General features: G+C 59.2%; 24 protein-coding genes. 13 read left to right on the forward strand and 11 right to left on the reverse strand.

What is annotated here, in order from left to right:
* Positions 1-8: 8 nt before the first annotated feature.
* Genes sdhA through sdhC form a run of 3 tightly spaced genes read right to left on the reverse strand, consistent with a single transcriptional unit; the run spans position 9 to position 2521 of the window.
* A complete protein-coding gene (gene sdhA / locus KGB14_RS15745) occupies positions 9-1781 on the reverse strand; it encodes a succinate dehydrogenase flavoprotein subunit (RefSeq protein WP_223487706.1) in 1773 nt (590 codons plus the stop codon).
* 3 nt (positions 1782-1784) lie between these two features.
* Positions 1785-2153, reverse strand: coding sequence for a succinate dehydrogenase, hydrophobic membrane anchor protein (gene sdhD / locus KGB14_RS15750; protein WP_052967227.1), 369 nt, complete (start codon positions 2151-2153; stop codon positions 1785-1787).
* A complete protein-coding gene (sdhC, locus tag KGB14_RS15755; protein WP_223487707.1) occupies positions 2147-2521 on the reverse strand; it encodes a succinate dehydrogenase, cytochrome b556 subunit in 375 nt (124 codons plus the stop codon). Before sdhC ends, sdhD begins: the two co-directional genes overlap by 7 nt.
* Positions 2522-2884: 363 nt before the next feature.
* On the opposite strand from sdhC, the gene gltA reads away from it, so the two are divergent.
* Positions 2885-4174 carry a citrate synthase gene (gene gltA, locus KGB14_RS15760; RefSeq protein ID WP_007936034.1) on the forward strand — a complete coding sequence of 430 codons (1290 nt, stop codon included), beginning with the start codon at positions 2885-2887 and terminating at the stop codon, positions 4172-4174.
* A 1144-nt stretch (positions 4175-5318) separates the two neighbouring features.
* Here gltA and KGB14_RS15765 read toward each other — a convergent pair.
* The 3 genes from KGB14_RS15765 to KGB14_RS15775 form a co-directional block, all read right to left on the reverse strand.
* Positions 5319-6977 (reverse strand): cation acetate symporter, encoded by a 1659-nt coding sequence (locus KGB14_RS15765; RefSeq protein ID WP_223487708.1) that lies wholly within the window; start codon positions 6975-6977, stop codon positions 5319-5321.
* Positions 6974-7285, reverse strand: a complete 312-nt coding sequence (locus tag KGB14_RS15770) for a DUF485 domain-containing protein (RefSeq protein WP_007939152.1) — start codon at positions 7283-7285, stop codon at positions 6974-6976. Before KGB14_RS15770 ends, KGB14_RS15765 begins: the two co-directional genes overlap by 4 nt.
* Positions 7286-7559: 274 nt before the next feature.
* Complete coding sequence (locus tag KGB14_RS15775; protein WP_223487709.1) at positions 7560-8411, reverse strand: glycine betaine ABC transporter substrate-binding protein; 852 nt, start codon at positions 8409-8411, stop codon at positions 7560-7562.
* A gap of 329 nt (positions 8412-8740) precedes the next feature.
* On the opposite strand from KGB14_RS15775, the gene KGB14_RS15780 reads away from it, so the two are divergent.
* A complete protein-coding gene (locus KGB14_RS15780) occupies positions 8741-10294 on the forward strand; it encodes a beta (1-6) glucans synthase (protein ID WP_223487710.1) in 1554 nt (517 codons plus the stop codon).
* Between the two features lie 113 nt (positions 10295-10407).
* Here the strand turns inward: KGB14_RS15780 and KGB14_RS15785 are convergent, their stop codons facing one another.
* A complete protein-coding gene (locus tag KGB14_RS15785) occupies positions 10408-10776 on the reverse strand; it encodes a hypothetical protein (RefSeq protein WP_223487711.1) in 369 nt (122 codons plus the stop codon).
* A 223-nt stretch (positions 10777-10999) separates the two neighbouring features.
* On the opposite strand from KGB14_RS15785, the gene KGB14_RS15790 reads away from it, so the two are divergent.
* Positions 11000-12298, forward strand: a complete 1299-nt coding sequence (locus KGB14_RS15790; RefSeq protein ID WP_223487712.1) for a serine/threonine protein kinase — start codon at positions 11000-11002, stop codon at positions 12296-12298.
* A complete protein-coding gene (locus tag KGB14_RS15795; RefSeq protein ID WP_223487713.1) occupies positions 12291-13079 on the forward strand; it encodes a VacJ family lipoprotein in 789 nt (262 codons plus the stop codon). The genes KGB14_RS15790 and KGB14_RS15795 overlap by 8 nt, the downstream gene beginning before the upstream one ends.
* A 193-nt stretch (positions 13080-13272) precedes the next feature.
* Here KGB14_RS15795 and KGB14_RS15800 read toward each other — a convergent pair whose 3' ends face one another.
* On the reverse strand, positions 13273-14187 hold the full coding sequence (locus KGB14_RS15800; protein ID WP_223487714.1) for a DUF808 domain-containing protein: 915 nt from the start codon (positions 14185-14187) through the stop codon (positions 13273-13275).
* A gap of 134 nt (positions 14188-14321) precedes the next feature.
* On the opposite strand from KGB14_RS15800, the gene KGB14_RS15805 reads away from it, so the two are divergent.
* On the forward strand, positions 14322-14930 hold the full coding sequence (locus KGB14_RS15805) for a TetR/AcrR family transcriptional regulator (protein ID WP_223487715.1): 609 nt from the start codon (positions 14322-14324) through the stop codon (positions 14928-14930).
* A gap of 126 nt (positions 14931-15056) precedes the next feature.
* On the opposite strand, the gene KGB14_RS15810 is transcribed toward KGB14_RS15805, so the two are convergent.
* The gene (locus KGB14_RS15810; RefSeq protein ID WP_223487716.1) at positions 15057-15515 is read right to left on the reverse strand and encodes an REP-associated tyrosine transposase; all 459 of its coding nucleotides are present in this window, start codon (positions 15513-15515) and stop codon (positions 15057-15059) included.
* A gap of 215 nt (positions 15516-15730) precedes the next feature.
* Positions 15731-16171 carry a GlcG/HbpS family heme-binding protein gene (locus KGB14_RS15815; RefSeq protein ID WP_223487717.1) on the reverse strand — a complete coding sequence of 147 codons (441 nt, stop codon included), beginning with the start codon at positions 16169-16171 and terminating at the stop codon, positions 15731-15733.
* 266 nt (positions 16172-16437) lie between these two features.
* Here KGB14_RS15815 and gcl point away from each other — a divergent pair, with 266 nt between their 5' ends.
* The 8 genes from gcl (at position 16438) to KGB14_RS15855 (ending at position 26008) form a co-directional block, all read left to right on the forward strand.
* A complete protein-coding gene (gcl, locus tag KGB14_RS15820; RefSeq protein ID WP_223487718.1) occupies positions 16438-18213 on the forward strand; it encodes a glyoxylate carboligase in 1776 nt (591 codons plus the stop codon).
* A gap of 148 nt (positions 18214-18361) precedes the next feature.
* Complete coding sequence (gene hyi, locus KGB14_RS15825; RefSeq protein WP_223487719.1) at positions 18362-19144, forward strand: hydroxypyruvate isomerase; 783 nt, start codon at positions 18362-18364, stop codon at positions 19142-19144.
* A gap of 154 nt (positions 19145-19298) precedes the next feature.
* Positions 19299-20189 (forward strand): 2-hydroxy-3-oxopropionate reductase, encoded by an 891-nt coding sequence (locus tag KGB14_RS15830; RefSeq protein ID WP_223487720.1) that lies wholly within the window; start codon positions 19299-19301, stop codon positions 20187-20189.
* Positions 20190-20337: 148 nt separating this feature from the next.
* Positions 20338-21618: a glycerate kinase gene (locus KGB14_RS15835; RefSeq protein WP_223487721.1), complete on the forward strand. Its 1281-nt coding sequence runs from the start codon at positions 20338-20340 to the stop codon at positions 21616-21618.
* Positions 21608-23023 carry a pyruvate kinase gene (gene pyk, locus KGB14_RS15840; protein ID WP_223487722.1) on the forward strand — a complete coding sequence of 472 codons (1416 nt, stop codon included), beginning with the start codon at positions 21608-21610 and terminating at the stop codon, positions 23021-23023. Before KGB14_RS15835 ends, pyk begins: the two co-directional genes overlap by 11 nt.
* Before the next feature lie 118 nt (positions 23024-23141).
* Positions 23142-24056, forward strand: a complete 915-nt coding sequence (locus KGB14_RS15845) for an urea transporter (RefSeq protein ID WP_223487723.1) — start codon at positions 23142-23144, stop codon at positions 24054-24056.
* A gap of 21 nt (positions 24057-24077) precedes the next feature.
* Positions 24078-24902 (forward strand): ion transporter, encoded by an 825-nt coding sequence (locus KGB14_RS15850; protein WP_223487724.1) that lies wholly within the window; start codon positions 24078-24080, stop codon positions 24900-24902.
* A gap of 107 nt (positions 24903-25009) precedes the next feature.
* On the forward strand, positions 25010-26008 hold the full coding sequence (locus tag KGB14_RS15855) for a sulfate ABC transporter substrate-binding protein (RefSeq protein ID WP_223487725.1): 999 nt from the start codon (positions 25010-25012) through the stop codon (positions 26006-26008).
* Positions 26009-26179: 171 nt separating this feature from the next.
* On the opposite strand, the gene KGB14_RS15860 is transcribed toward KGB14_RS15855, so the two are convergent.
* On the reverse strand, positions 26180-26809 hold the full coding sequence (locus tag KGB14_RS15860; RefSeq protein WP_223487726.1) for a hypothetical protein: 630 nt from the start codon (positions 26807-26809) through the stop codon (positions 26180-26182).
* Positions 26810-26999 lie beyond the last annotated feature (190 nt).

The raw sequence follows: 26999 nt of genomic DNA on the forward strand, positions 1-26999 counted from the left end.
GGCCACCCTTAATAAGTCCGAATCTTAGGTTCAAAAGTCGGAACAGTCTTCGGCGAGAAGTTCACGGCACGCTTGGTTACGCGCTTGTCACCCGGGAAGTACAGGGTGTGGCACAGCCAGTTTTCGTCATCACGATCTTCGAAGTCTTCACGGGCGTGAGCGCCGCGGGACTCTTTGCGCACTTCTGCAGCGATGGCAGTGGCTTCGGCCACTTCCAGCAGGTTCTGCAGTTCCAGCGCTTCGATACGTGCAGTGTTGAAAGCCTGCGACTTATCGTTGATCTTCACGTTGGCGATGCGCTTGCGCAGGTCAGCCAGCTGGGCAATACCCTTCTGCATGTATTCGCCGGTACGGAACACACCGAAGTAGTTCTGCATGCAGTTCTGCAGCTCGCGACGCAGGGTAGCCACGTCTTCGCCTTCGGTACGGTTGTTCAGAGCGTTCAGGCGCGACAGGGCAGCTTCGATATCGGCTTGGGTAGCGTCGTCATATTCGATGCCGTCGGTCAGCGCCTTTTCCAGGTGCAGGCCGGCAGCGCGGCCGAATACCACCAGGTCAAGCAGCGAGTTGCCGCCCAGACGGTTGGCGCCGTGAACCGATACGCACGCCACTTCACCCACTGCGAACAGGCCAGGGATGATTTCGTCGACGCCTTCGTCGTTCTGGGTGATTGCCTGACCGTGAATGTTGGTCGGAACGCCGCCCATCATATAGTGGCAGGTAGGAACAACCGGAACCGGAGCAACAACCGGGTCAACGTGGGCGAAAGTCTTGGACAGTTCGCAGATGCCTGGCAGACGGCTGTGCAGCACTTCCTCGCCCAGGTGGTCGAGTTTGAGCATCACGTGGTCGCCATTCGGACCGCAACCGTTGCCGGCGATGATTTCTTTAACCATCGAACGGGCAACAACGTCACGACCGGCAAGGTCTTTGGCGTTCGGAGCATAACGCTCCATGAAACGCTCGCCGTGCTTGTTGATCAGGTAACCACCTTCACCACGGCAACCTTCGGTAACCAGTACACCAGCGCCGGCGATGCCGGTCGGGTGGAACTGCCACATTTCGATGTCTTGTACCGGTACGCCGGCACGCAGCGCCATACCAACGCCGTCACCGGTGTTGATCAGGGCGTTGGTGGTCGAAGCGTAGATGCGACCTGCACCGCCGGTGGCCAGTACGGTGGCCTTGGCACGGATGTAGGTGGTTTCGCCGGTTTCGATGCAGATGGCAATCACGCCGACGAATGCGCCATCCTGGTTTTTCACCAGATCAACAGCGTAGTACTCGTTCAGGAACGTGGTGCCGGCTTTCAGGTTGCCCTGATAAAGGGTGTGCAGCAGCGCGTGACCGGTACGGTCGGAAGCGGCGCAGGTACGGGCGGCCTGGCCACCTTTACCGTAATCCTTCGACTGACCGCCGAATGGACGCTGGTAGATACGACCTTGTTCGGTACGCGAGAACGGCATACCCATGTGGTCCAACTCGTATACGGCGGCAGGGCCTTCCTGACACATGTATTCGATAGCGTCCTGGTCACCGATGTAGTCGGAACCCTTGACGGTATCGTACATGTGCCAGCGCCAGTCATCGTTCGGGTCGGCCGACGCGATGGCGCAGGTGATGCCGCCCTGGGCCGACACGGTGTGCGAACGGGTCGGGAAAACCTTGGTGATCACGGCAGTCTTGTGACCGCCCTGTGCCAGTTGCAGCGCTGCGCGCATGCCGGCACCGCCACCACCAATAATGATGGCGTCGAAAGAAATCGTTGGAATGTTAGCCATGGATCAGATACCCCAGAGAATCTGCACACCCCAGACGAAGTAAGCGAACATCGCAACGCCGCATACTGCCTGGAAAAGGAAACGTACTGCAGTCGCGGACTTGCCCAGCGCCATCGGCGTCAGGTAGTCGGTCGCGATGGTCCACATGCCGACCCAGGCGTGAGCGCCCAGGGCCACCAGGGCCAGCAGACTGAAGATACGCATCCAGTTGCTTGCGAACAGTTCGTGCCATTGGGTGTAACCAATGCCAGGATTCGCAACGAGGTATCCGATCAGGAAGATGAAATAAGCCGCGAGAACGACCGCAGACACACGCTGTGCCATCCAGTCATAGAGGCCCGAACGCGAAAGATTCGTAACGCTGGTTACCATATCCAAACTCCTGCCAGAACGATCAACACCACGGAAACGGCGATGATAATTTTCGAGCCCAGGCGGCCGCCTTCCAGCGTCTCACCGATGCCCATGTCCATGATCAAATGGCGCACACCGGCGACCATGTGATACAGCAGAGCGGAGAGGAGGCCCCATGCTACGAACTTGGCCAGAGGACTGGTCAAGCATGCCTTCACGTCGGCAAAACCTTCCTCGGAACCCAAAGACTTGCCCAATGCATACAGCATGAAGCCAAGGCCCAGGAAGAGGATGATGCCGGAAACACGGTGAAGAAACGACGTAACGCCGGTGATGGGGAGTTTGATGGTCCTTAGGTCTAGGTTTACAGGTCGTTGGCTTTTCACGGCTTTTTTTTCACACTGAAGAGCCCCTAACAATCAGGGCAAAGTTGTTGGGGAGTGCACTGGTCAGGTAACCACCACCCAGGGATGCGACCCCCAATAAAGCAGGCCCAAAAGCCCCTGGCGGTCGGTGGCCGAGTATAGACAGTTAGGCTACTAATGACAACGCGTTCACCTTCCCCTAATAGCTGATTGCACAAGTGCGATAAAAGGCGTAAATGGCAGTCAATTTCGAGGAAAAAGTCCGGTTAAAGCCTTCTGGAGCAAGACTTTAGGCAAATTGACATTCGAATTTATCTCACTATAGTGGTGCGGGCCCTGCGTGGGGGGTCTGTCTGATGATTTCAAGCATAAATAGGAGGCCACATGGCTGACAAAAAAGCGCAGTTGATCATCGAGGGCGCAGCCCCCGTCGAGCTGCCCATTTTAACCGGCACCGTTGGTCCCGATGTTATCGACGTTCGGGGCCTGACGGCCACGGGCCGTTTCACCTTTGACCCTGGTTTCATGTCGACTGCCTCCTGCGAGTCGAAGATCACCTATATCGACGGCGACAACGGCATTCTGCTGCACCGCGGCTACCCGATCGAACAGTTGGCTGAAAAGTCGGACTACCTGGAAACCTGCTACCTGCTGCTTAACGGCGAATTGCCGACCGCAGAACAGAAGGCCCAGTTCGTCGGCACCGTGAAGAACCACACCATGGTTCACGAGCAGTTGAAGACCTTCTTCAACGGCTTCCGCCGCGACGCCCACCCGATGGCCGTCATGTGCGGTGTAGTGGGCGCCCTCTCGGCCTTCTACCACGACTCCCTCGACATCAATAACCCGCAGCATCGCGAAATCTCCGCGATCCGCCTGGTTGCCAAGATGCCGACCCTGGCCGCAATGGTTTACAAGTACTCCATGGGCCAACCCATGATGTACCCGCGCAACGACCTGTCGTACGCGGAAAACTTCCTGCACATGATGTTCAACACCCCGTGCGAGATCAAACCGATCAGCCCGGTACTCGCCAAGGCCATGGACCGGATCTTCATCCTCCATGCCGACCACGAGCAGAACGCGTCGACTTCTACCGTACGTCTGGCCGGTTCGTCGGGTGCCAACCCGTTCGCCTGTATCGCCGCCGGCATCGCTGCACTGTGGGGCCCTGCCCACGGCGGTGCGAACGAAGCCGTTCTGACCATGCTTGACGAGATTGGCGATGTTTCGAACATCGACAAGTACATCGCCAAGGCCAAGGACAAGAACGATCCGTTCAAATTGATGGGCTTCGGTCACCGGGTTTACAAAAACCGCGACCCACGCGCCACCGTCATGAAGCAGACCTGTGACGAAGTACTGAAAGAACTGGGCATCACCAACGATCCGCAACTCGAACTGGCCATGCGCCTGGAAGAGATCGCCCTGACCGATCCGTACTTCATCGAGCGCTCGCTGTACCCGAACGTCGACTTCTACTCGGGGATCATCCTCAAGGCGATCGGCATTCCGACCAGCATGTTCACCGTGATCTTCGCCCTGGCGCGGACTGTCGGCTGGATTTCCCACTGGAAAGAAATGCTCTCCAGCCCGTACAAGATCGGCCGCCCGCGCCAGTTGTACACCGGCTATGAGTCGCGTGACATTACCAAGCTGGAAGACCGCAAATAAGACCTGTCTTGCGATAACGTCTTGAGCTGTACCGGAAACGGCCTCTATTTGGATAGGGGCCGTTTTTGTTTGTGCCTGACGTTGAGTGACGCGGCGGCCTGAGGGCCGACCGGGCTCTTGGGTTGTGTACATATCCTTTTCTGCGGTAACGGCTGCTGGCGGTTCCGCTCTTACAGCGGGTCACTTTGGAAAAGCCCCAAAGTAACCAAAGGGCTCTTGCCCCTGTCGTTCGGCCCTTCGCCTAGGCTCAGGGTGCCCTCGCTCCGGTCCTGCTCCGTGGGCCCGCCGCGATCGGCCATCCATGGCCGTGCGCGGCTAACCCGGCATCCATGCCGGGTTGCCCACTGCGCAGAACCTCCACTCGGCCTCTCGAGGGGGCGGTGCGTCAACATCAAAAGCTGCAGGCGAGCTAACGCTCGGCCTGTTGAGTGGTGAAGAGCAGAGCGGATGTGCTTTGATTTTTTGTGGGAGTTGGCTTGTCGGGTCGCCGCATCGCTGCGATGGCGGCCTGTTAGCCGACCAATCTTTCCCGGATGTACCCAGTCCAACTGTGGGAGCGAGCCTGCTCGCGAAGCTGTTGATCTTGCGGTTGCTGTTGCTGTTGCTGTTGCTGTTGCTTTGGCTTTTGATCTTGATCTTGATCTGTCTGCCCCTTTCCCAGAGGCCGAACGCAGGCGTTGCGCAGGGGGCACCGCGGCAAGGATGCCGCGGCAAGGATGCCGCGGTAGCCGCCCCCGGCCATGGATGGCCGATGGCGGCGGCCCCCCGGAGCAATGCCGGAGTGAGGGCATGCCGAGCCGAAGCGAGGCACCGAATGGTGGGGCAAGACCTTTTGGTTACTTTTGGGGCGTTTGCCAAAAGTGACCCGCTGTAAGAGCGGAACCATAAGCAGCCGTTACCGCAGAAACGGATATGTACACCATCAAAAATCCCGGTCGGCTATCAGGCCGCCATCGCGGGCAAGCCTCGCTCCTACAAGGGGCGATAACCACCAGCCGGCGCTACCGCAGAAACGGATATGTCACGATCAAAGAACAGGCCTCCTCCATGGAAAAACCATACAGAGTGCGATAACCGCCCAATAAAAAATGCCCCGATCTCTCAACCGGGGCATTCATTTTAGCGCGGCTTATATATAGAAGCCTTAGTGCGAAACCGCCCCACTCGCCCCCAACCCGGTCTGCGAACGAACAAACTGCGGGAAGAACAGCGCCCGCTCGTTCACGCCCTCGGCCGACTTATCGGTGATCGAGAAGAACCAGATCCCGACAAATGCAATGGCCATGGAGAACAGCGCCGGGTATTCATACGGGAAGATCGCCTTCTCGTGCCCCATGATCTGCACCCAGATGGTTGGCCCCAGTATCATCAGGCCAACAGCGCTGACCAGCCCCAGCCAGCCGCCGATCATCGCACCGCGAGTGGTCAGCTTCTTCCAGTACATGGAAAGCAGCAGCACCGGGAAGTTGCAGCTCGCCGCGATGGAGAACGCCAGGCCCACCATGAACGCGATGTTCTGCTTCTCGAACAGAATGCCCAGGCCGATCGCCAGCACCGCCAAGGCGATGGTGGTGATTTTCGAGACGCGGATCTCGTCCTTCTCGTTGGCCTTGCCCTTTTTGATCACGCTGGCATACAGGTCATGGGACACCGCCGAGGCACCCGCCAGTGTCAAACCGGCCACCACCGCCAGGATGGTCGCGAACGCTACCGCCGAGATAAAGCCCAGGAAGATGCTGCCACCCACCGCGTTGGCCAGGTGCACCGCCGCCATGTTGTTGCCGCCCAACAGCGCGCCCGCTGCGTCCTTGAAGACCGGATTGGTGCTGACCAGCAGGATCGCGCCGAAGCCGATGATGAAGGTCAGGATGTAGAAGTAGCCAATGAAGCCGGTTGCATACAGCACGCTTTTACGAGCTTCTTTAGCGTCACTCACCGTGAAGAAGCGCATCAGAATGTGCGGCAGGCCAGCGGTACCGAACATCAATGCCAGGCCAAGGGAAAACGCGGAGACCGGATCTTTCACCAGACCGCCAGGGCTCATGATCGCCTCACCTTTGGGGTGAACCTTGATCGCCTCGGAGAACAGCATGTTGAAGTCGAAGTTAACGTGCTTCATTACCATCAGCGCCATGAACGAGGCACCGGACAACAACAGCACGGCCTTGATGATCTGCACCCAAGTGGTCGCCAGCATGCCGCCGAACAGCACGTACAGGCACATCAGGATACCGACCAGGACGACCGCAACGTGATAGTCGAGACCGAACAGCAGCTGAATCAGCTTGCCGGCACCGACCATTTGCGCGATCAGGTAGAACGCCACCACCACCAGCGAACCGCAAGCCGACAGCGAGCGGATCTGGGTTTGCCCGAGGCGATAGGACGCCACGTCGGCAAAGGTGTACTTACCCAGGTTACGCAGGCGCTCGGCGATCAGGAACAGAATGATCGGCCAGCCCACCAGGAATCCGATCGAGTAGATCAAGCCGTCGTAGCCGGAGGCGAATACCAGGGCGGAAATACCCAGGAAGGACGCCGCGGACATATAGTCACCGGCAATCGCCAGACCGTTCTGGAACCCGGTGATCTTGCCGCCCGCCGCATAGTAGTCGGCCGCCGATTTGTTGCGTTTGGACGCCCAGTAGGTGATGCACAGGGTTGCCCCCACGAACACCACGAACATCAAAATCGCGGAAACGTTGAGCGGTTGCTTCTGTACCGCGCCCGTCAGGGCTTCAGCCGCCCAGGCGCCAGGTGCGAAGGCTGCGATGCTCAATAGAGCCATTAGACGCCGGATCATTGCTGAGCCTCCTTGAGAATCGCATTGTTCAAGTCGTCGAATTCGCCATTGGCGCGTCGCACATAGATGCCCGTCAGGACAAAGGCCGAAACAATCAGCCCGACACCGATCGGAATGCCCCAGGTAATCGATGACTCAGGGCTGATCTTCGCGCCCAGAATATGCGGCCCGTAAGCAATCAAAAGGATGAATCCGGAGTACAGCCCAAGCATGATCGCTGAAAGAATCCAGGCGAATCGTTCCCTCTTACTAACCAGCTCCTTGAAGCGCGGGCTGTTTTGAATCGAGAGGTAAATGCTGTCGTTCATTGTTTTTATCCTCGCAGCACAGATTTTAGTTGGAACGTTATCCACTCTATGCGGCTGCCGGACAGGTTCCAGACGACCTTAGTATTAGAACGACATGACAGAGTCGCCATTGCGAGAGTGGGCTTGCTCGCGAAGACGGAGTGTCAGCCGGCATCGATACTGAATGACACACCGCTTTCGCGAGCAAGCCCGCTCCCACATAAAAAAGCAAAAGGCCCCTTGGCATTTAAGCCAAGGGGCCTCAAGAGGTGCTGACCAGACGCGTCAGGTCAAATCATTTGGTCCAGTCGGCAACACGATCCGGGTGTTTGGCCACCCAATCCTTCGCAGCAACCTCAGGCTTGGCGCCGTCCTGAATCGCCAACATGACTTCGCCGATTTCGTCTTTCGACGCCCATTGGAAGTTCTTCAGGAACTTCGCAACTTCCGGCGCTTTGGTTCCCAGCTCTTTGCTACCGATGCTGTTCACGGTTTCAGCCGCGCCATAAACGCCTTTCGGGTCGTCCAGGAAGCGCAGTTTCCACTTGGCGAACATCCAGTGCGGCACCCAACCGGTGACGGCAATGGATTCGTTTTTCTTCTCGGCACGGGTCAGCTCGGCAATCATGCCGGCGCCGGAACTGGCCTTGAGGGTGTAGTTGTCCAGACCGTAGTCCTTGATGGCCTGATCGGTCTTGAGCATCACGCCTGAACCGGCATCGATGCCGACGATACGACCTTTGAAGCTGTCGTCGGTTTTCAGGTCTGCAATAGACTTGGCCTTGACGTATTCCGGCACGATCAGACCGATTTTCGCATCCTTGAAGTTCGGGCCGTAATCGACGACCTGATCCTTGTTCTTGGCCCAGTATTCACCGTGGGTCACGGGCAACCACGCCGACAGCATGGCGTCGAGTTTGCCAGTAGCCACACCCTGCCACATGATCCCGGTGGCAACGGCTTGCAGCTTCACGTCATAACCGAGTTTCTGCCTGATCACTTCAGCAGCCACGTTGGTCGTGGCGACGCTGTCCGACCAGCCATCGACATAACCGATCGTCACTGCCTTGCCTTCGGCGCTGGCCACCGTAGAACTGATCGCCAGCACCAAAGCCGCACCTGCGCCCAAGAGTCGTCGCATCTTCATCGTTACTTCCCCGAAAGTGCTGCGCTCGACGGATGCCGAGCCGCTCAACGTATTGTTATGGTGCACAGCGCCCCCATCACGCCTCACCGCAAACTCGTCCGAACATCAGCGGAGTACTGACGCGTCGATAATCAACCCCCCGCCAACGGCGACCTGCTCTGTCAGCGACCTCAAGGCATCGAGAAACGACATCAGAACGCCATTAATCGTGCCCCGTGAAAGGACCCGTACCAACCCCGCCCGAACTTTGCATGTCAAAATTATGCAGGTCACCAAGCACGGGACAAATACAGGTAACATGCGCGGCTTTGCTCCCAGACGGCCTGACCATGCCCGCGACATCACGCTTTCCTTTTCCTGCCTATATATTCGCCTGCCTGCTGGGGCTTTTTGCCCTCGGTGGCTTCTGGTATGGCCTCGGCAAACCGGTGATCCTGCCGGACGTGGCCAGCGCGACGCACAAGCTGCAATGTGCTTCCTATACCCCGTTCGACAAGGACCAATCACCGTTCGATGTGCCGTTCAAACTGCGGCCCGAGCGCATGGACGCCGACCTTGCACTTCTGGCAACCCGTTTCGAATGCATCCGCACCTACTCCATGACCGGCCTCGAGGCCCTGCCCGCCCTGGCGCGCAAGCACGGCTTGAAGCTGATGATCGGCGCCTGGGTCAACAGTAATCCGGTGGACACCGCCAAGGAGGTCGACCTGCTGATCGCCTCGGCCAATGCCAACGCCGATGTAGTGACCTCGGTGATCGTAGGTAACGAAACCCTGCTGCGCAAGGAAGTCACCGGCGCGCAGTTGGCGACGCTGATCAACAAGGTCAAAAGCCAGGTCAAACAACCGGTGACCTACGCCGATGTCTGGGAGTTCTGGCTCAAGCATCCCGAAGTCGCCCCGGCGGTGGACTTTTTGACCATTCATTTGCTGCCGTACTGGGAAGACGAGCCATCGAACATCGACGCCGCACTACAGCATGTGGCCGAAGTACGTCAGGTGTTCGGCAACAAATTTGCGCCCAAGGACGTGCTGATTGGCGAAACCGGCTGGCCAAGCGAAGGCCGTCAGCGCGAAACCGCCCTGCCGAGCCGGGTCAACGAAGCCAAGTTCATTCGCGGTTTTGTCGCCATGGCCGAGCAGCAAGGCTGGCATTACAACCTGATCGAGGCTTTCGACCAGCCTTGGAAACGCGCCAGCGAAGGCGCAGTGGGAGGTTACTGGGGACTGTTCGACGCCGATCGCCAGGATAAAGGCGTACTCGCCGGGCCGGTCTCGAACGTGCCGTACTGGTCGCAATGGCTGGCGGTGGGTGGCTTGATCTTCATCGGCACGCTGATCCTCGGCGGTCGCGTTCGCAGCACTCGCGCGGCGTTGGTGCTGCCACTGCTGGGTGCCTTGGCGGCCTGTTCGATTGGCGCCTGGGGTGACCTGGCCCGTGTCACCACACGATTTGCCAGTGAATGGCTGTGGGTCGCCTTGCTGACAGGGTTGAATCTGTTGGTGCTGGCCCATGCCGCGCTGACCTTGAGCGCTCGTACCGGCTGGCGTGAACGCGCCTTCAATGCTCTGGAACGTCGGGCAGGCTGGTGGCTGGCAGCGACAGGTTTTGCGGCGGCGGTAATGATGCTGGAGCTGGTGTTCGACCCGCGTTATCGCAGCTTCCCGAGTGTCGCGTTCATCCTGCCGGCGCTGGTGTACCTGTGCCGTCCGGTGAACGTACCGCGTCGGGAAATCGCCGTGCTGACCTTTATTATCGGTGCCGGTATTGCGCCGCAGCTGTATCAGGAAGGTTTGCAGAACCAGCAGGCCTGGGGTTGGGCGCTGGTGAGTGTGTTGATGATGGCAGCGTTGTGGCGCAGCTTGCGGGTTCGCAAGGGCTGATCTTCAGCGCCGCAACCGGCCCCATCGCGAGCAGGCTCGCTCCCACCTTTAACCGCGTTCTTATGCTAGATGCGGTCGAATGTGGGAGCGAGCCTGCTCGCGATGACGGACTATCAGGCGCTACGGGACGCCCGGACCAGACGCAAAGCAGCAATCACCACCGCAAACACCGCCAACGTAGTGTTGTACAACGCCAGCGCCGGAAACCCGAATATCAGCGCCAGCACCGCCAACCACCACCCCGCTCGCCCCGGCAGCACAAAACCGATCACGGCGGCGGCCACTGCCGCCCAGCCCAGCACCTTGAAATGAATCATCAAGCCAAGATTCGAGCGAATCTGACATTCCCAACGGGTGGCTTCGTCAACGCAGATGCCGACCCATTGAGCATCCTCCATAAAGCCATAACGCGCGCCATAACTGGCGGCCAGCCACATTGGCAGAAGAACGATCAGCAGAATCACGGGCAGACGGCGAGACATGAAACACTCCAATAAACGAAATCGGCGGCCAGCTTAATCTCCCGACAGCCGTACGCAAGCGCTAACAACAGTTAACTGGCCAGCCAATCACTGCAAAGTGTATCGTCCCGCTACCGTTGCTCCGAAATCAGTCTGTTTGGTGCCGATGCATGGCACTTTGACGCAAATCCGATGGTCATAGCCTGCGAACTTCATCCGGCACCTTCCTCTAAGGGATCTAGTCATGCTCCGTTCCTTGCGCTTCGCCGCCCTGTTTGGCGGCTTGATTTTAAGTGCGTCCGCGCTGGCGGCCGACATTGATGCCGCCAGTTATGGCTACCCCCTGACCAACCCGTTCGAGGCGACCATCGCCACGACACCGCCAGAGTTGCGCCCGGAATTGCCGCTGGATGAGGATATCAATCAGGAAGATCGCAGCGTCAGATTGCGCCCGGAGCGTGAATTCAGCCTGCCGGACAACTTCTGGCCGGTAAAGAAACTCACCTACCGCATCGCCACGCAAGATCACGCCGCACCGTTGATCTTCCTGATCTCCGGCACCGGTGCACGTTATGACAGCACCCTCAACGAGTACCTGAAAAAGCTCTACTACAAGGCCGGCTATCACGTGGTGCAGTTGTCATCGCCCACCAGCTTCGATTTCATGAGCGCCGCCTCGCGTTTCGCCACCCCAGGCGTGACCAAAGAAGATGCCGAAGACATGTACCGAGTGATGCAGGCCGTGCGGGCGCAAAACCCGAAACTGCCAGTCACCGAATATTTCCTGACCGGCTACAGCCTCGGCGCCCTGGATGCGGCCTTTGTGGCGCACCTGGATGAAATCCGTCGCAGCTTCAACTTCAAGAAAGTCTTGCTGCTCAACCCGCCGGTCAACCTTTACACCTCGATCACCAATCTGGACAAGCTGGTACAGACAGAGGTGAAGGGCATCAACAACAGCACCACCTTCTATGAGCTGGTGCTGGGCAAACTGACCCGTTACTTCCAGCAGAAGGGCTACATCGACCTCAACGATGCCCTGCTCTACGACTTCCAGCAGTCCAAGCAGCACCTGAGCAACGAACAGATGGCCATGCTGATCGGCACTTCGTTCCGGTTCTCGGCAGCTGATATCGCCTTCACCTCGGACCTGATCAACCGCCGTGGCCTGATCACCCCGCCGAAATACCCGATCACCGAAGGCACCACCCTCACGCCGTTCCTCAAGCGCGCGCTGCAATGCGACTTCGACTGCTACCTGACCGAACAGGTCATTCCGATGTGGCGTGCCCGCACCGATGGCGGCAGCCTGCTGCAACTGATCGATCAGGTCAGCCTGTATGCGCTCAAGGATTACCTGCACGACAGCCCGAAAATCGCGGTCATGCACAACGCCGATGACGTGATCCTCGGTCCTGGCGACCTGGGGTTTCTGCGCCGCACCTTTGGCGACCGTTTGACTGTTTATCCATTGGGCGGCCATTGCGGCAACCTCAACTATCGCGTCAACAGCGACGCCATGCTGGAGTTTTTCCGTGGCTAAATACCCCCTGCTGATCGCAGCCTTACTCTGTGCAGGCGTCGCCAATGCCGACAACAGCAAAGCCAACGCACCGGTTGTCATCGACAGCGATGGTTTCAAGGAACCGCTGAGCAAACTCAAATTCAACCCCGGGCTGGATCAGCGCGAGTTCGAACGTTCGACGCTCAACGCGCTGAACGTCTACGACCCCCTGGAGGAGTGGAACCGCCGCGTCTACCACTTCAACTACCGATTCGACCAATGGGTGTTCCTGCCCGTGGTCAACGGCTATCGCTACATCACCCCAAGCTTCCTGCGCACCGGCGTCAGCAACTTCTTCAACAACGTCGGCGATGTACCGAACCTGGTGAACAGCCTGCTGCAATTCAAGGGGCAGCGCTCGCTGGAAACCACCGCGCGCCTGCTGCTCAACACCACCATTGGTGTCGCCGGCCTGTGGGACCCCGCCACCGCCATGGGGCTGCCGCGCCGTAGTGAAGACTTCGGCCAGACCCTGGGCTTCTACGGCGTACCGGGTGGCGCCTACTTCGTGCTGCCGATCCTTGGCCCGTCAAACCTGCGTGACACCGCAGGCCTGGTGGTCGATTACACCGGCGAATCGGCGATCAACTTCCTGAACGTTGCCGAAGTCAGCTCCAATCATCCGGAAGTCTGGGTACTGCGCAGTATCGACAAGCGTTATCAGACCAGCTTCCGCTACGGCCAGCTGAACACGCCGTTCGAGTACGAAAAAGTGCGTTACGTGTACACCGAGTCGCGCAAGCTGCAGGTCGCCGAATAGATTCCGTCGGCAACAAAAAAGGCCATTCGATTTGCGTCGAATGGCCTTTTTTCATAACGAACCTGCAAACACCACAAAACAGATGTGGGAGCGGGCTTGCTCGCGAAAGCGGTGTGTCAATCAACATTGATATTGGATGTGCTGGCCTCTTCGCGAGCAAGCCCGCTCCCACAGTTGGCCGTATTGCCAGGCGTCAGCCTTTGACTGCTTTCCAGATTTTGCTCACGAGCATCACCCCGATCAACACCGCCGCACCCGCCACGATCCCGGCCACCGCATTCAGCAACGTCGGCACGATAAACCCGGCCCCACCAGCAGCTGCGGTGACACTCTCGATCCAGTGATGAACCGCCGGCACGCCATGGGTCAGAATCCCGCCGCCGACCAAAAACATCGCTGCAGTGCCGATCACCGACAGGCTTTTCATCATGTACGGCGCGGCACGCAGGATCCCGTCGCCGATACTTTTGGCCATCTGGCCAGGCTTCTGGGTCAGCCACAGACCGAGATCGTCGAGCTTGACGATGCCGGCCACCAGGCCGTAGACGCCGATGGTCATGACGATGGCGATGCCCGAGAGCACGATCACTTGCTGGGTCAGCGAAGCGGCAGCCACGGTGCCCAGGGTGATGGCGATGATTTCCGCCGAGAGGATGAAATCGGTACGAATGGCACCTTTGATCTTGTCTTTCTCGAACGCCACCAGATCGACTGCGGGATTGGCCACAGCTTCAACCAACTCTGCGTGTTCGGCCTGATCCTCAGCTTTGCTGTGCAAGAATTTGTGGGCAAGTTTCTCGAAGCCTTCGAAGCACAGGTACGCACCACCGACCATCAACAACGGCGTGACCAACCACGGAATGAACGCACTGATGGCCAATGCCGACGGCACCAGAATCAGCTTGTTAAGGAACGAGCCCTTGGCCACCGCCCACACCACCGGGATCTCCCGCTCGGCACGCACGCCGGAAACCTGCTGAGCGTTGAGCGCCAGATCGTCGCCCAGTACACCGGAGGTCTTCTTTGCGGCCATTTTGGTCATCAACGCCACATCGTCCAGTACGGTGGCGATGTCGTCGATCAGCACCAGCAAACTGCTTCCTGCCATGAATCAGGTTTCCTTCTTGAATGAATGGTGCGCAGGATAGCGCGACCCGAGGCCACACGGGGCATTCTTGAGCGCCGCGCGAGGCCGGTGCTACCATGCGCAACCGCCAGAACAGGCAAGGAACTCCTTGGTTTATGAGCACTATCCGCGAGCGCAACAAAGAACTGATCCTGCGTGCCGCCAGTGAAGAATTTGCCGACAAGGGCTTCGCTGCGACCAAAACCAGTGATATCGCGGCCAAGGCCGGGCTGCCCAAGCCCAACGTCTACTACTACTTCAAATCCAAGGAAAACCTCTACCGCGAGGTCCTGGAAAGCATCATCGAGCCGATCCTGCAGGCCTCGACGCCGTTCAACGCCGACGGCGTGCCCAGCGAAGTGCTGAGCGGCTATATTCGCTCGAAAATCCGCATCTCTCGTGACCTGCCCTTCGCCTCCAAGGTGTTCGCCAGCGAAATCATGCACGGCGCCCCGCACCTGAGCCCCGACCTGGTCGAGCAGCTCAACAGCCAGGCCAAACACAACATCGACTGCATCCAGACCTGGATCGACCGCGGCCAGATCGCCCCCATAGACCCCCATCACTTGATGTTCAGCATCTGGGCCGCGACCCAGACCTACGCCGATTTCGACTGGCAGATCTCTGCGGTTACCGGCAAGGCCAAGCTGGATGAGGCCGACTATGAAGCGGCGGCGCAGACGATTATCCGGTTGGTGCTCAAGGGGTGTGAGCCTGATCGGTAGAGCGTGGTGCGGCCTTCGCGAGCAAGCCCGCTCCCACAGGGTTGATCTGTGTACACAGACCATTCAAACAACCAGGATTCATTGTGGGAGCGAGCCTGCTCGCGATGGGCGCGACCCGGTTTCTGATCAGACCCAAATAGCATCCCACAACGGATAGTCGCCAAGGCGCTCGACCAATCCCGCCCGCAATGGATTCGCCACAACATAACGAGCCAGCTTTACCAAGTCCTCCTCGCGACGTAGCGCTCGATCATGAAAGCCATGCTGCCAAAGGCCGATCTTACGACCAGAGGACAATTTCACCGCTTTGGTACTCAACGATTTGACCTTTTGCATCAATCCACTCAGCGACCCCTGCTGCAACTCGATCAACCAATGGAAGTGATCAGGCATGACCACCCAGGCCAGTGAGTTAGCGCAGCCCTGATCCTGAGCGGTACGAAATTGAGCGACGACTAATCGGCCCAAGACAAAATCGTTGAAAACAGGCTCCCTACCGAGGGTGTTGGTGGTTAGCAGGTAAATTCGGTTTGGCTCAGCATAGCGACCAATGCGCAGGCGATGTGAAGCAGGTGAATCAGGCATTCCTTTGCCCCCTTTCATGATCAAGTCATGAAGAAGGCTAGACCTGTGAATGCTTTTGGGTGGGGCGGACTTTTAGCTGGATGTGTCTGGTAGATGGCCATCGCGAGCAGGCTCGCTCCCACAATGGTTCCGCGGCGTTCACAAATTTTGTGTCCACCATTGATCTACTGTGGGAGCGAGCCTGCTCGCGATGGCGACTGTTCAGACGCTGAAGATCAACCAACCACCCCCGCATCCGCCCTCAACCCCTGCGCCTCGATCGCGCTGATCGCACATTGCTCATCGACATCAGAGAGATCACCGCTGATGCCCACCGCCCCCAACACACTCCCATCCTGATCCCGGATCAACACGCCGCCCGGTGCCGGGACGACGCTGCCCTGCCCCAGGCTATTCAGCGCGGCGAAGAAGGCCGGGCGTTGTTGGGCGTCTTGTGCCAGCAGGCGTGAGCCCTTGCCCAGGGCGATCGCGCCCCAGGCTTTGCCGATGGCGATCTGCGGGCGCAGCAGGCTCGCGCCGTCTTCGCGTTGCAGGGTTATCAAGTGCCCGCCCGCGTCCAATACGGCAACGGTCAAGGGCGCGGCAGAGACTGCACGACCTGCGGAAAGGGCCTGAGTGGCCAGGTTGACTGCAACGTTCAAGGTTAAAGCGCTCATGGTGCCGTCCTCATTTTGTTATTGGGAAAGCCGTTGGATTGCGTTCTGTTGCGCAATCCGATGCAGCAAATAGAACACAATGAATTATTTTTTTGTATACAATAATTCTCGAAAAGCGCCACATGCGACGAAAAACCACAGTTCTTCGGGCTTCCGACGAATGAAACAGCTGCTTGAGAAAATGGATTGACCTGCGCCGTCCGCCGTGAATAAACTCTGCGCAAAGCCACTTGTATACAATTACAAAACGTAAGAGGCACAAAACCATGAGCAAAATGAGAGCAATCGAAGCCGCCGTTCTGGTGATGCGCCGTGAAGGGGTCGATACCGCTTTTGGCATCCCGGGCGCCGCGATCAACCCGCTGTACTCCGCCTTGCAGAAGGTCGGTGGCATCGATCACGTCCTCGCTCGCCACGTTGAAGGCGCCTCGCACATGGCCGAGGGCTACACCCGCACCAAGGCCGGCAATATTGGCGTGTGCATCGGCACGTCCGGCCCGGCCGGCACCGACATGGTCACCGGGCTCTACAGCGCCTCGGCCGACTCGATCCCGATCCTGTGCATCACCGGGCAAGCACCACGGGCCCGCATGCACAAGGAAGACTTCCAGGCCGTCGACATCACCAGCATAGTCAAGCCGGTCACCAAGTGGTCGACCACCGTCATGGAGCCGGGCCAAGTGCCTTACGCGTTCCAGAAAGCGTTCTATGAAATGCGCTCCGGGCGCCCAGGCCCGGTGCTGATCGACCTGCCGTTCGACGTGCAGATGGCTGAAATCGAATTCGACATCGACGCCTATGAGCCGCTGCCGCTGGCCAAGCCGACCGCTAACCGCGTGCAAATCGAGAAGGCCCTGGCCATGCTCGACCAGGCTGAGCGCCCACTGTTGGTAGCCGGTGGCGGCATCATCAATGCCGACGCCAGTGAGTTGCTGGTGGAGTTCGCCGAGCTGACCGGTATTCCGGTGATCCCGACGCTGATGGGCTGGGGCACGATCCCGGACGATCACCCGCTGATGGTCGGCATGGTCGGCCTGCAAACCTCGCACCGCTACGGCAACGCCACAATGTTGAAGTCGGACGTGGTGCTGGGCGTCGGTAACCGTTGGGCCAACCGTCACACCGGTTCGGTCGACGTCTACACCGAAGGCCGCAAATTCATTCACGTCGACATCGAACCGACCCAGATCGGCCGCGTGTTCACACCGGACCTGGGCATCGTGTCCGACGCCGCAGCCGCGTTGACCGTGTTCATCGAAGTCGCTCGGGAATGGCAAGCCGCCGGCAAGCTGAAAAACCGCAGCGGCTGGCTGCAAGATTGCCAGCAGCGCAAAGCCAGCCTGCAACGCAAGACCCACTTCGACAACGTACCGGTCAAGCCGCAACGGGTGTACGAAGAGATGAACCAGGTATTTGGCAAGGACACCTGCTACGTCAGCACCATCGGTCTGTCGCAGATTGCCGGCGCGCAGTTCCTGCACGTCTACAAACCGCGTCACTGGATCAACTGCGGTCAGGCCGGCCCGCTGGGCTGGACCATTCCGGCAGCACTCGGTGTGGTCAAGGCCGATCCGACCCGCAAGGTTGTAGCGCTCTCGGGTGACTATGACTTCCAGTTCATGATCGAAGAACTGGCGGTCGGCGCGCAATTCAAGCTGCCGTACATCCACGTTGTCGTGAACAACTCGTACCTGGGGCTGATCCGTCAGGCCCAGCGCGGTTTCGACATGGACTATTGCGTGCAGCTGTCCTTCGACAACCTCAACGCTCCAGAACTCAACGGTTACGGAGTCGACCATGTCGCTGTCGCCGAAGGCCTGGGTTGCAAGGCACTGCGGGTGTTCGAACCGGATCAGATCCAGCCTGCCCTGCGCAAGGCTCAGGAGCTGATCGAAGAGTTCAAGGTGCCGGTGATCGTCGAGATCATTCTGGAGCGCGTGACCAACATTTCCATGGGCACCGAGATCAACGCCGTCAACGAATTCGAAGACCTGGCGCTGGTTGGCAACGATGCGCCAACGGCGATTTCGCTGCTCGATTAACTGCTGATCGTTCCCAATGTGGGAGCGGGCTTGCTCGCGAAGGCGGCGGCACAGTCAACATTGATGTCGCCTGACACACCGCTTTCGCGAGCAAGCCCGCTCCCACAGGGATCTGGGAACGACGACCACACCTATACGGGAGACCACCATGCCGCGTTTCGCAGCCAACCTGTCCATGCTGTTCACCGAGCAGGATTTTCTTGCCCGTTTCGACGCTGCCGCCAAGGCCGGCTTCAGTGGTGTCGAATACCTGTTCCCCTACGACTTCAGCTCCGCCGAAATCAAGGCCAGGCTCGATGCCAACGGCCTGACCCAGGTGCTGTTCAACCTGCCGGCCGGTGACTGGGCCAAAGGCGAACGCGGTATCGCGTGCTTGCCGGATCGGGTCGAAGAATTCCGTGCCGGTGTCGATCTGGCCATCGCTTACGCCAACGTGCTGGGTAACACCCAGATCAACTGCCTGGCCGGTATTCGTCCTCAAGGCGTCGACGAGTCCATCGTGGAAAAGACCTTCGTTGCCAACCTCAAATACGCGGCCGACAAGCTGCAAGCGATGGGCATCAAACTGGTGATGGAAGCGATCAACACCCGTGACATCCCAGGCTTCTACCTGAACAACACTGCGCAAGCCCTGTCGATTCGCGAACAGGTCGGCAGCGCCAACCTGTTCCTGCAATACGACATCTATCACATGCAAATCATGGAGGGCGACCTGGCCCGCACCATGGCCGCGCACCTGGGCGAGATCAACCATATCCAGTTGGCCGACAACCCGGGGCGCAACGAACCAGGCACCGGCGAAATCAATTACCGCTTCCTGTTCGAACACCTGGACCGCATCGGTTATCAGGGTTGGGTTGGCTGTGAATACAAACCGCTGACCACCACTGAAGCGGGTCTGGGCTGGTTGAAAACCCATAACGCGATCTGACACTGAACCCTGTGGGAGCGAGCCTGCTCGCGAAGAGGCCGGCACATTCAACATCCATGTTGCCTGGCACACCGCTATCGCGAGCAGGCTCGCTCCCACAGAAAGCGGTCTCCCTATTTGCTTGAAGCAGCAATAAAAACAAGAGGATTTTCTCATGGCTAAAATCGGATTTATCGGCACCGGCATCATGGGCCACCCAATGGCGTTGAACCTGCAGAAAGCCGGTCACAGCCTGTTCCTGTCGGCGCACCACGATGCCGCGCCTGCCGATCTGGTTGCCGGTGGCGCCGTTGCCCTGGCGAACCCGAAAGAAGTGGCTCAGGAAGCCGAGTTCATCATCGTCATGGTCCCGGATACTCCGCAGGTCGATGACGTGCTGTTCCGCGCCGACGGTGTTGCAGCGGGCGTCACCAAGGGCAAAGTCGTGATCGACATGAGCTCGATCTCACCCACCGCCACCAAAGCCTTCGCGGCCAAAATCAACGAGAAAGGCGCGCAGTACCTCGACGCGCCGGTTTCCGGCGGTGAAGTCGGTGCCAAGGCTGCGACCCTGAGCATCATGGTCGGCGGCGATGCCGATGCTTTCGAACGCGCCCTGCCGCTGTTCCAGGCCATGGGCAAGAACATCACTCTGGTCGGTGGCAACGGCGACGGTCAAACCGCGAAAGTGGCGAACCAGATCATCGTCGCGCTGAACATCCAGGCCGTGGCCGAAGCGCTGCTGTTCGCCTCGAAAAACGGTGCCGATCCAGCCAAGGTGCGTGAAGCGCTGATGGGCGGTTTCGCATCGTCGAAGATTCTTGAAGTTCACGGCGAACGCATGATCAAGGGCACCTTCGATCCGGGCTTCCGCATCAGCCTGCACCAGAAGGACCTGAACCTGGCCTTGGCCGGCGCTCGCGAACTGGGCATCAACCTGCCGAACACCGCAGGCACCCAGCAGGTGTTCAGCACCTGCGCGGCCATCGGTGGCAGCAACTGGGACCACTCGGCGCTGATCAAGGGCCTGGAACACATGGCGAATTTCTCGATTCGCGATAAATAACACCCTGCGCAAAACCTGTGGGAGCGAGCCTGCTCGCGATGAAATCACCGCGGTGTTCTGACACACCGCGGAGCCTGAATCGCGAGCAGGCTCGCTCCCACAGGCATCCGAGTTGCCCTTCAAATAACAAGAATTCCGGGAGCCCGCCATGTCGGTCGATCCGCAACAATTGCTGCGCGAGCTGTTTGCCACAGCCATCGACGCGGCCCATCCGCAGCAAGTCCTCGAAGCTCATTTGCCCAAAGATCGCAGCGGTCGGGTGATCGTCATCGGCGCCGGTAAAGCCGCAGCAGCCATGGCCCAAGTGGTCGAGCGCTGCTGGCAGGGTGAAGTGTCCGGCCTGGTGGTGACTCGCTACGGTCACGGCGCGCCGTGCGAAAAAATCGAAGTGGTCGAAGCCGCGCACCCGGTGCCGGATGCCGCGGGTCTGGCCGTGGCCAAACGGGTGCTGGAACTGGTCAGCGACCTTAGCGAAGACGACCGCGTGATCTTTCTGCTGTCTGGCGGTGGTTCAGCCCTGCTCGCCTTGCCCGCCGCCGGCATCACCCTGGCCGACAAACAGTCGATCAACAAAGCCCTGCTCAAATCCGGCGCGACCATCGGCGAGATGAATTGCGTGCGCAAGCACCTCTCGGCGATCAAGGGCGGACGTCTGGGCAAAGCCTGCTGGCCGGCCACGGTTTACACCTATGCGATTTCCGATGTCCCGGGCGACCTCGCCACGGTCATCGCGTCCGGCCCCACCGTGGCCGACCCGAGCACCTCGGCCGAAGCGCTGGCAATCCTCAAGCGCTATGGCATCGAAGTCCCGGCCTCGGTGCGCACCTGGTTGCAAAACCCGGAATCGGAAACGGTCAAACCCGGCGATCCGAGCCTGACCCGCAGTCATTTCCAGTTGATCGCCCGCCCACAGCAATCGCTGGAAGCGGCAGCGGTGAAAGCCCGTCAGGCCGGTTTCAGTCCGTTGATCCTCGGCGACCTGGAAGGCGAATCCCGGGACGTGGCGAAAGTCCACGCCGGCATTGTGCGGCAGATCGTCCAGCATGGTCAGCCGCTGGCAATGCCGTGCGTGATTCTGTCCGGCGGCGAAACCACCGTCACCGTGCGCGGCAATGGCCGTGGCGGGCGCAACGCCGAATTCCTGCTGAGCCTGACCGACAGCCTCAAAGGTCTGCCCGGCGTTTACGCGCTGGCCGGCGACACTGACGGCATCGACGGCTCCGAAGACAACGCCGGCGCCATCATGACCCCGGGCAGTTACGCCCGCGCCGCCGCCCTCGGCCTGAGCGCCAGCGATGAACTGGACAACAACAATGGCTACGGCTACTTCGCGGCGCTGGATGCATTGATTGTCACCGAGCCGACCCGCACCAACGTCAACGACTTCCGCGCCATTCTGATTCTCGAGAGCCCTAAACATGACGCCTGACAAGAAGGTCAAAATCCTCGCCACCCTTGGCCCGGCCACCAACGGGATCGACGACATCCGTGAGCTGGTGCAGGCCGGGGTCAATATCTTTCGCCTGAACTTCAGCCACGGCGATCATGCCGACCATGCACAGCGCTATCAGTGGATTCGTGAAGTCGAGCGCCAGCTGAATTATCCGCTGGGGATTCTGATGGACCTGCAAGGTCCGAAACTGCGGGTCGGCCAATTCGCCGAGGGCAAAGTGCAGCTGCATCGCGGTCAGGCATTGCGCCTGGATCTGGATGCAACACCGGGGGATCAACGCCGGGTCAACCTGCCCCACCCGGAAATCATCGCAGCGCTGGAGCCAGGCATGGACCTGCTGCTGGATGACGGCAAACTGCGCCTGCGGGTGGTGACCAAATACGCCGACGCCATCGATACCACGGTGCTCAATGGGGGCGAGCTGTCGGATCGCAAAGGCGTCAACGTGCCGCAAGCCGTGCTCGACCTGAGCCCGCTGACCGCCAAGGATCGTCGTGATTTGAGCTTCGGTCTGGAGCTGGGTGTGGATTGGGTCGCGCTGTCGTTCGTGCAACGCCCGGAAGACATTCGCGAAGCCCGCGCACTGATCGGCGACAAGGCGTTTTTGATGGCGAAGATCGAGAAGCCGTCGGCGGTCACTCAACTGCGGGAAATCGCTGAACTGAGCGATGCGATCATGGTCGCTCGCGGTGATCTGGGCGTGGAAGTGCCGGCCGAAAGCGTGCCGCAGATTCAGAAAAACATCATCACCATCTGCCGCCAACTCGGCAAACCGGTGGTGGTGGCGACGCAGATGCTGGAGTCGATGCGCTTCTCCCCGGCCCCGACCCGCGCCGAAGTCACGGATGTCGCCAACGCGGTGGCTGAAGGCGCGGACGCGGTAATGCTGTCGGCGGAAACCGCGTCCGGCGAGTACCCGCTGGAAGCCGTGCAGATGATGAGCAAAATCATCCGCCAGGTGGAAAACGGCCCGGACTATCAGGCCCAACTGGACGTGAGCCGGCCGAAAGCTGAAGCGACCGTTTCCGATGCGATCAGCTGTGCGATCCGTCGCATCAGCAACGTGTTGCCAGTGGCGGTGTTGGTGAATTACAGCGAGTCGGGCACATCGAGTTTGCGTGCGGCGCGGGAACGGCCGACGGTGCCGATCCTCAACCTGACGCCGAACCTGCAAACCGCTCGCCGGTTGACGGTGGCGTGGGGCGTGCACTCGGTGGTCAACGATCGGCTGCGCCAGGTGGATGAAGTGTGCTCGACGGCGCTGGAGATAGCGCAGGCACAGGGCATGGCTCAGCGGGGGGATACGTTGTTGATCACGGCGGGCGTGCCGTTCGGGCAGCCGGGGTCGACCAATTCGTTGCGTATCGAGACATTGATTTAGCGCCTGTACCGGCCTCTTCGCGAGCAAGCCTCGCTCCTACAGGGACAGCGCATTCCTGTAGGAGCGAGGCTTGCCCGCGAAGAACGATTACACGGCTCCTCTGACACACAGACCTAAAATGCCTGCCCACCACTTCAACACCCACTGCCCCGACTGGGCCACCGCCCTGCTCAATGGCTTTAGCCAGATCTTTCTCCAGCGCCATCCGCTGTGCGGGCTGCTGTGCCTGTTGGCGATTCTGTTCAGCGCGCCGGCCTTGCTCGGCGGTGCATTGCTGGGAGGGGTCGCCGGGTTGCTCACCGCGCAACGTCGCGGGTACGCCAAGGTGGATCGTCAGGCTGGGCTGTTCAGTTACAACGGTGTTTTGCTCGGCTTGCTGCTGAGCCTTTATTTTCCTTGGTCAGCGCTGCTGCCACCGTTGATCATCGCCAGTGGCGGCCTGAGCGCGATGCTCACCCAGCAATGGCTCAAAGGCGCTCGTGATCATCATTGTCTACCGGCTTACACCGCCCCCTTCGTTGGGTTGAGTTGGTTGTTGCTTGGCTTTGCCGCACCACAGCAACCCGTTCCACCGATCGAACTGAATACCCTCAACCTGCTCGCCGCCGAATTGAAAGGCCTCGGGCAGGTGATGTTTCTCGGCCACCCCCTGGCCGGCGCACTGATTGCCGCCGGTTTACTGATCGCCGACCGCCGCGCCTTCCTGTGGGCACTGCTCGGCTCCGCCGCCGGCCTCGGATTTGCCCTTCTGCATCACGATACCCCCAGCGCCTTGCAAGGCTTAAGCGGCTACAACCCGCTGCTCGCCGCCCTCGCCTTCAGTCAGCAACGCCGCCAACCGTGGTTGCCGCTACTGGGCATTCTGCTGGCGGTGTTGCTCGCGCCAGGGTTCGCCGCGCTGGGTTTGGCCACGTTGACCGCACCCTTCATCCTCGCCTGCTGGCTGATTCGCGCGGGCATTCGGGTGCTGCGTCAGGCCGCCATGGACAGCGCGCCTTGCGCTACCGGGGAGAATCGACCTAGGCTTCGCTGATTCTCGGTTCAGGCGTTTTCCATGGACAGCAGCAACAACTGGCGTAAAAAGCTTTACGTCATCATTTTCCAGGCCGACACCCCGGCCGGACGGCGCTTCGACAGCACCTTGCTGCTGATCATCCTCGCCAGCCTGGTGATCGTGGTTCTCGACAGCATCGACAGCGTTCACCAGAACTACGCCGATGCGTTGGCGTACATCGAGTGGGGCTTCACTGTTATTTTCGCCATCGAGTACGGCCTGCGCCTGTACTGCTCGCCCAAGCCGCTGCGGTACGCGTTCAGCTTCTATGGGCTGGTGGATTTGCTGGCGATCGTGCCCGGGGTCCTCGCGCTGTATTACAGCGATGCGCAGTACCTGCTGATCATTCGAATCATTCGGATGCTGCGGATTTTCCGCGTGCTCAAGCTCAGCCCGTATCTGAAGCAAGCCAACTACTTGATGGCGGCACTACGCGGCAGCAAGCAGAAGATCGTGGTGTTTCTGCTCAGCGTCAGCACGCTGGTGACAGTGTTCGGCACGCTGATGTACGTGATCGAAGGCCCGGAACACGGCTTCACCAGCATCCCCAAAGGCATCTACTGGGCGATCGTCACGCTGACCACCGTCGGTTTTGGCGACATCGTGCCCAGGACGCCATTGGGTCAGGTGATTTCATCGCTGGTGATGATCACCGGTTATTCGATCATCGCTGTGCCGACGGGGATTTTCACCGCGGAACTGGCCAACGCCATGCGCGGCGAACAACTGCAACACGATTGCCCGATCTGTAAGAAAAACAGCCACGAACATGGCGCGGCGTTCTGCTCGCGCTGCGGTAATGCGCTGTTCAAAAAACTGGAATAAGCAAAGTATTTTTTAATCTTTAAATGACTATGCGAAGCCCGGCTATAGTGCCTGGCAAATTGCCAACACTTTCCATCGAACATGTTTGATCACACAAGGAATGCGCAGTGAAAAAACTCTTTGGCGCCTCACTTCTGGCCGCTGGCCTGGCCTTGAGCAGCGTGGCTCAGGCTGCACCCACCCTGCTTAATGTTTCCTACGATGTGATGCGAGATTTCTACAAGGACTACAACGCTGCCTTCCAGAAACACTGGCAAGCCGAGCACAACGAAAACATCACGCTGCAGATGTCCTTCGGCGGTTCCAGCAAACAGGCACGCGCGGTGATCGATGGCCTGCCGGCTGACGTCATCACCATGAACATGGCCACCGACATCAACGCCCTGGCGGATAACGGCAAACTGGTCCCGGACAACTGGGTCACACGCCTGCCGAACAACAGCGCACCGTTCACCTCGGCCACTGTGTTCATCGTGCGCAAAGGCAACCCGAAAGCCCTGAAAGACTGGCCGGACCTGCTCAAGGATGGCGTGCAAGTGATCGTCCCCAACCCGAAAACCTCGGGCAACGGCCGCTACACCTACCTCTCGGCCTGGGGCTATGTGCTGAAAAACGGCGGTGACGAAAACAAGGCAAAAGCCTTCGTCGGCAAACTGTTCAAACAAGCACCGGTGCTCGATACCGGCGGCCGTGCAGCGACCACCACATTCATGACCAACCAGATTGGTGACGTCCTGGTGACCTTCGAAAACGAAGCGGAAATGATTGCGCGTGAGTTTGGTCGTGATCAGTTCGAAGTGATTTACCCAAGTGTTTCCGCTGAAGCGGAACCGCCGGTGTCTGTGGTCGACAAAGTGGTCGAGAAGAAAGGCACCCGTGCCGCCGCTGAGGAATATTTGAAGTATCTGTGGTCGCCGGAGGGTCAGGAAATTGCGGCTGCCAACTACCTGCGTCCGCGTGATCCGGCGGTATTGGCCAAGTACACCGATCGCTTCCCGAAAGTGGATTTCCTTTCGGTGGAGAAGACCTTTGGTGACTGGCGCACCGTGCAGAAGACCCACTTCAATGATGGTGGGGTTTTCGACCAGATTTACAGCGGTCAGTAATTCCTGAGCCCAACAAAAAGGCGACCTATGAAGGTCGCCTTTTTTGTGGGCGCTTGAAGATCAAAAGATCGCAGCCTTCGGCAGCTCCTACAGGTGTACGCAAAACCCTTTGTAGGCGCTGCCGAAGGCTGCGATCTTTTGATTTTGATTTTCGGGGTTTGCGTCATGCCGTTACATTGGCGGGGTTACGCTGTCCTTGCCCGCCGCAATCGATTGGGCGGTCAGCGTCCCGTCAGCACTCTGCGTCACGAACGTCACGATTTTCACGCCCACTTTCAGCAAGCTCCGATCCCCCGGCAGCAGATTCACGATCGGCACATCCTCCGGCACCAGAATTTTCTGCTGGCCGCCCTTGTAGTTGACGGTCAGAACGCGACCATTGCTGACCACCAGATTGCCCACGCTGCCGTTGGTCATGCTGCTGCCCTTGACCAGATCAAAGGGCCGATGGCCGTCGCCGCTGCCAGTCAGTTCCGGTGGGAACACATGGACTTCCAGCGCCTTGAGGGTGCCGTCTTCCTGCGCCACGGCAGCCGAGCCGATGTAACTGCCAGGTTTGATGTCTTCGATATTGGCCAGGGTGACAGCACGGACCGTGGTGTCCTTGGTCAGGTTGATCGCCACGTTTTCACCGCTGTTGACGTGGACTTTGATGACGTCGGCGCTGACGCCGGTGATCTCGCCGCGTATGCCAATACGCATTCCCGGCGCGTCCTGGGCCTGAGCCAAAGTTGTTGTGAACAAAGTGAACAAGGTGATTGCTGAAGCGCCGCGAATCAGGTGACGGAACATCGCATTCATGGAAGTGCCTTCCGTTTTATGAACGTTAAGAGAGAAGATAAGCACGCTATCGAACAAGATGCAGGTGAATGTATCATCGGGCGCGACGATCGCGACCGACGATTCAGAAGTCTAAATGAACCGCCTCCAATCATTCCTCAGAGGCATGATTACTATCACCTTATTCCCTCTTCCGCCGCTCTAGCCAGCC

Origin of the sequence: Pseudomonas sp. A-RE-19, assembly GCF_019956555.1 — a bacterium.
Lineage (GTDB): Bacteria > Pseudomonadota > Gammaproteobacteria > Pseudomonadales > Pseudomonadaceae > Aquipseudomonas.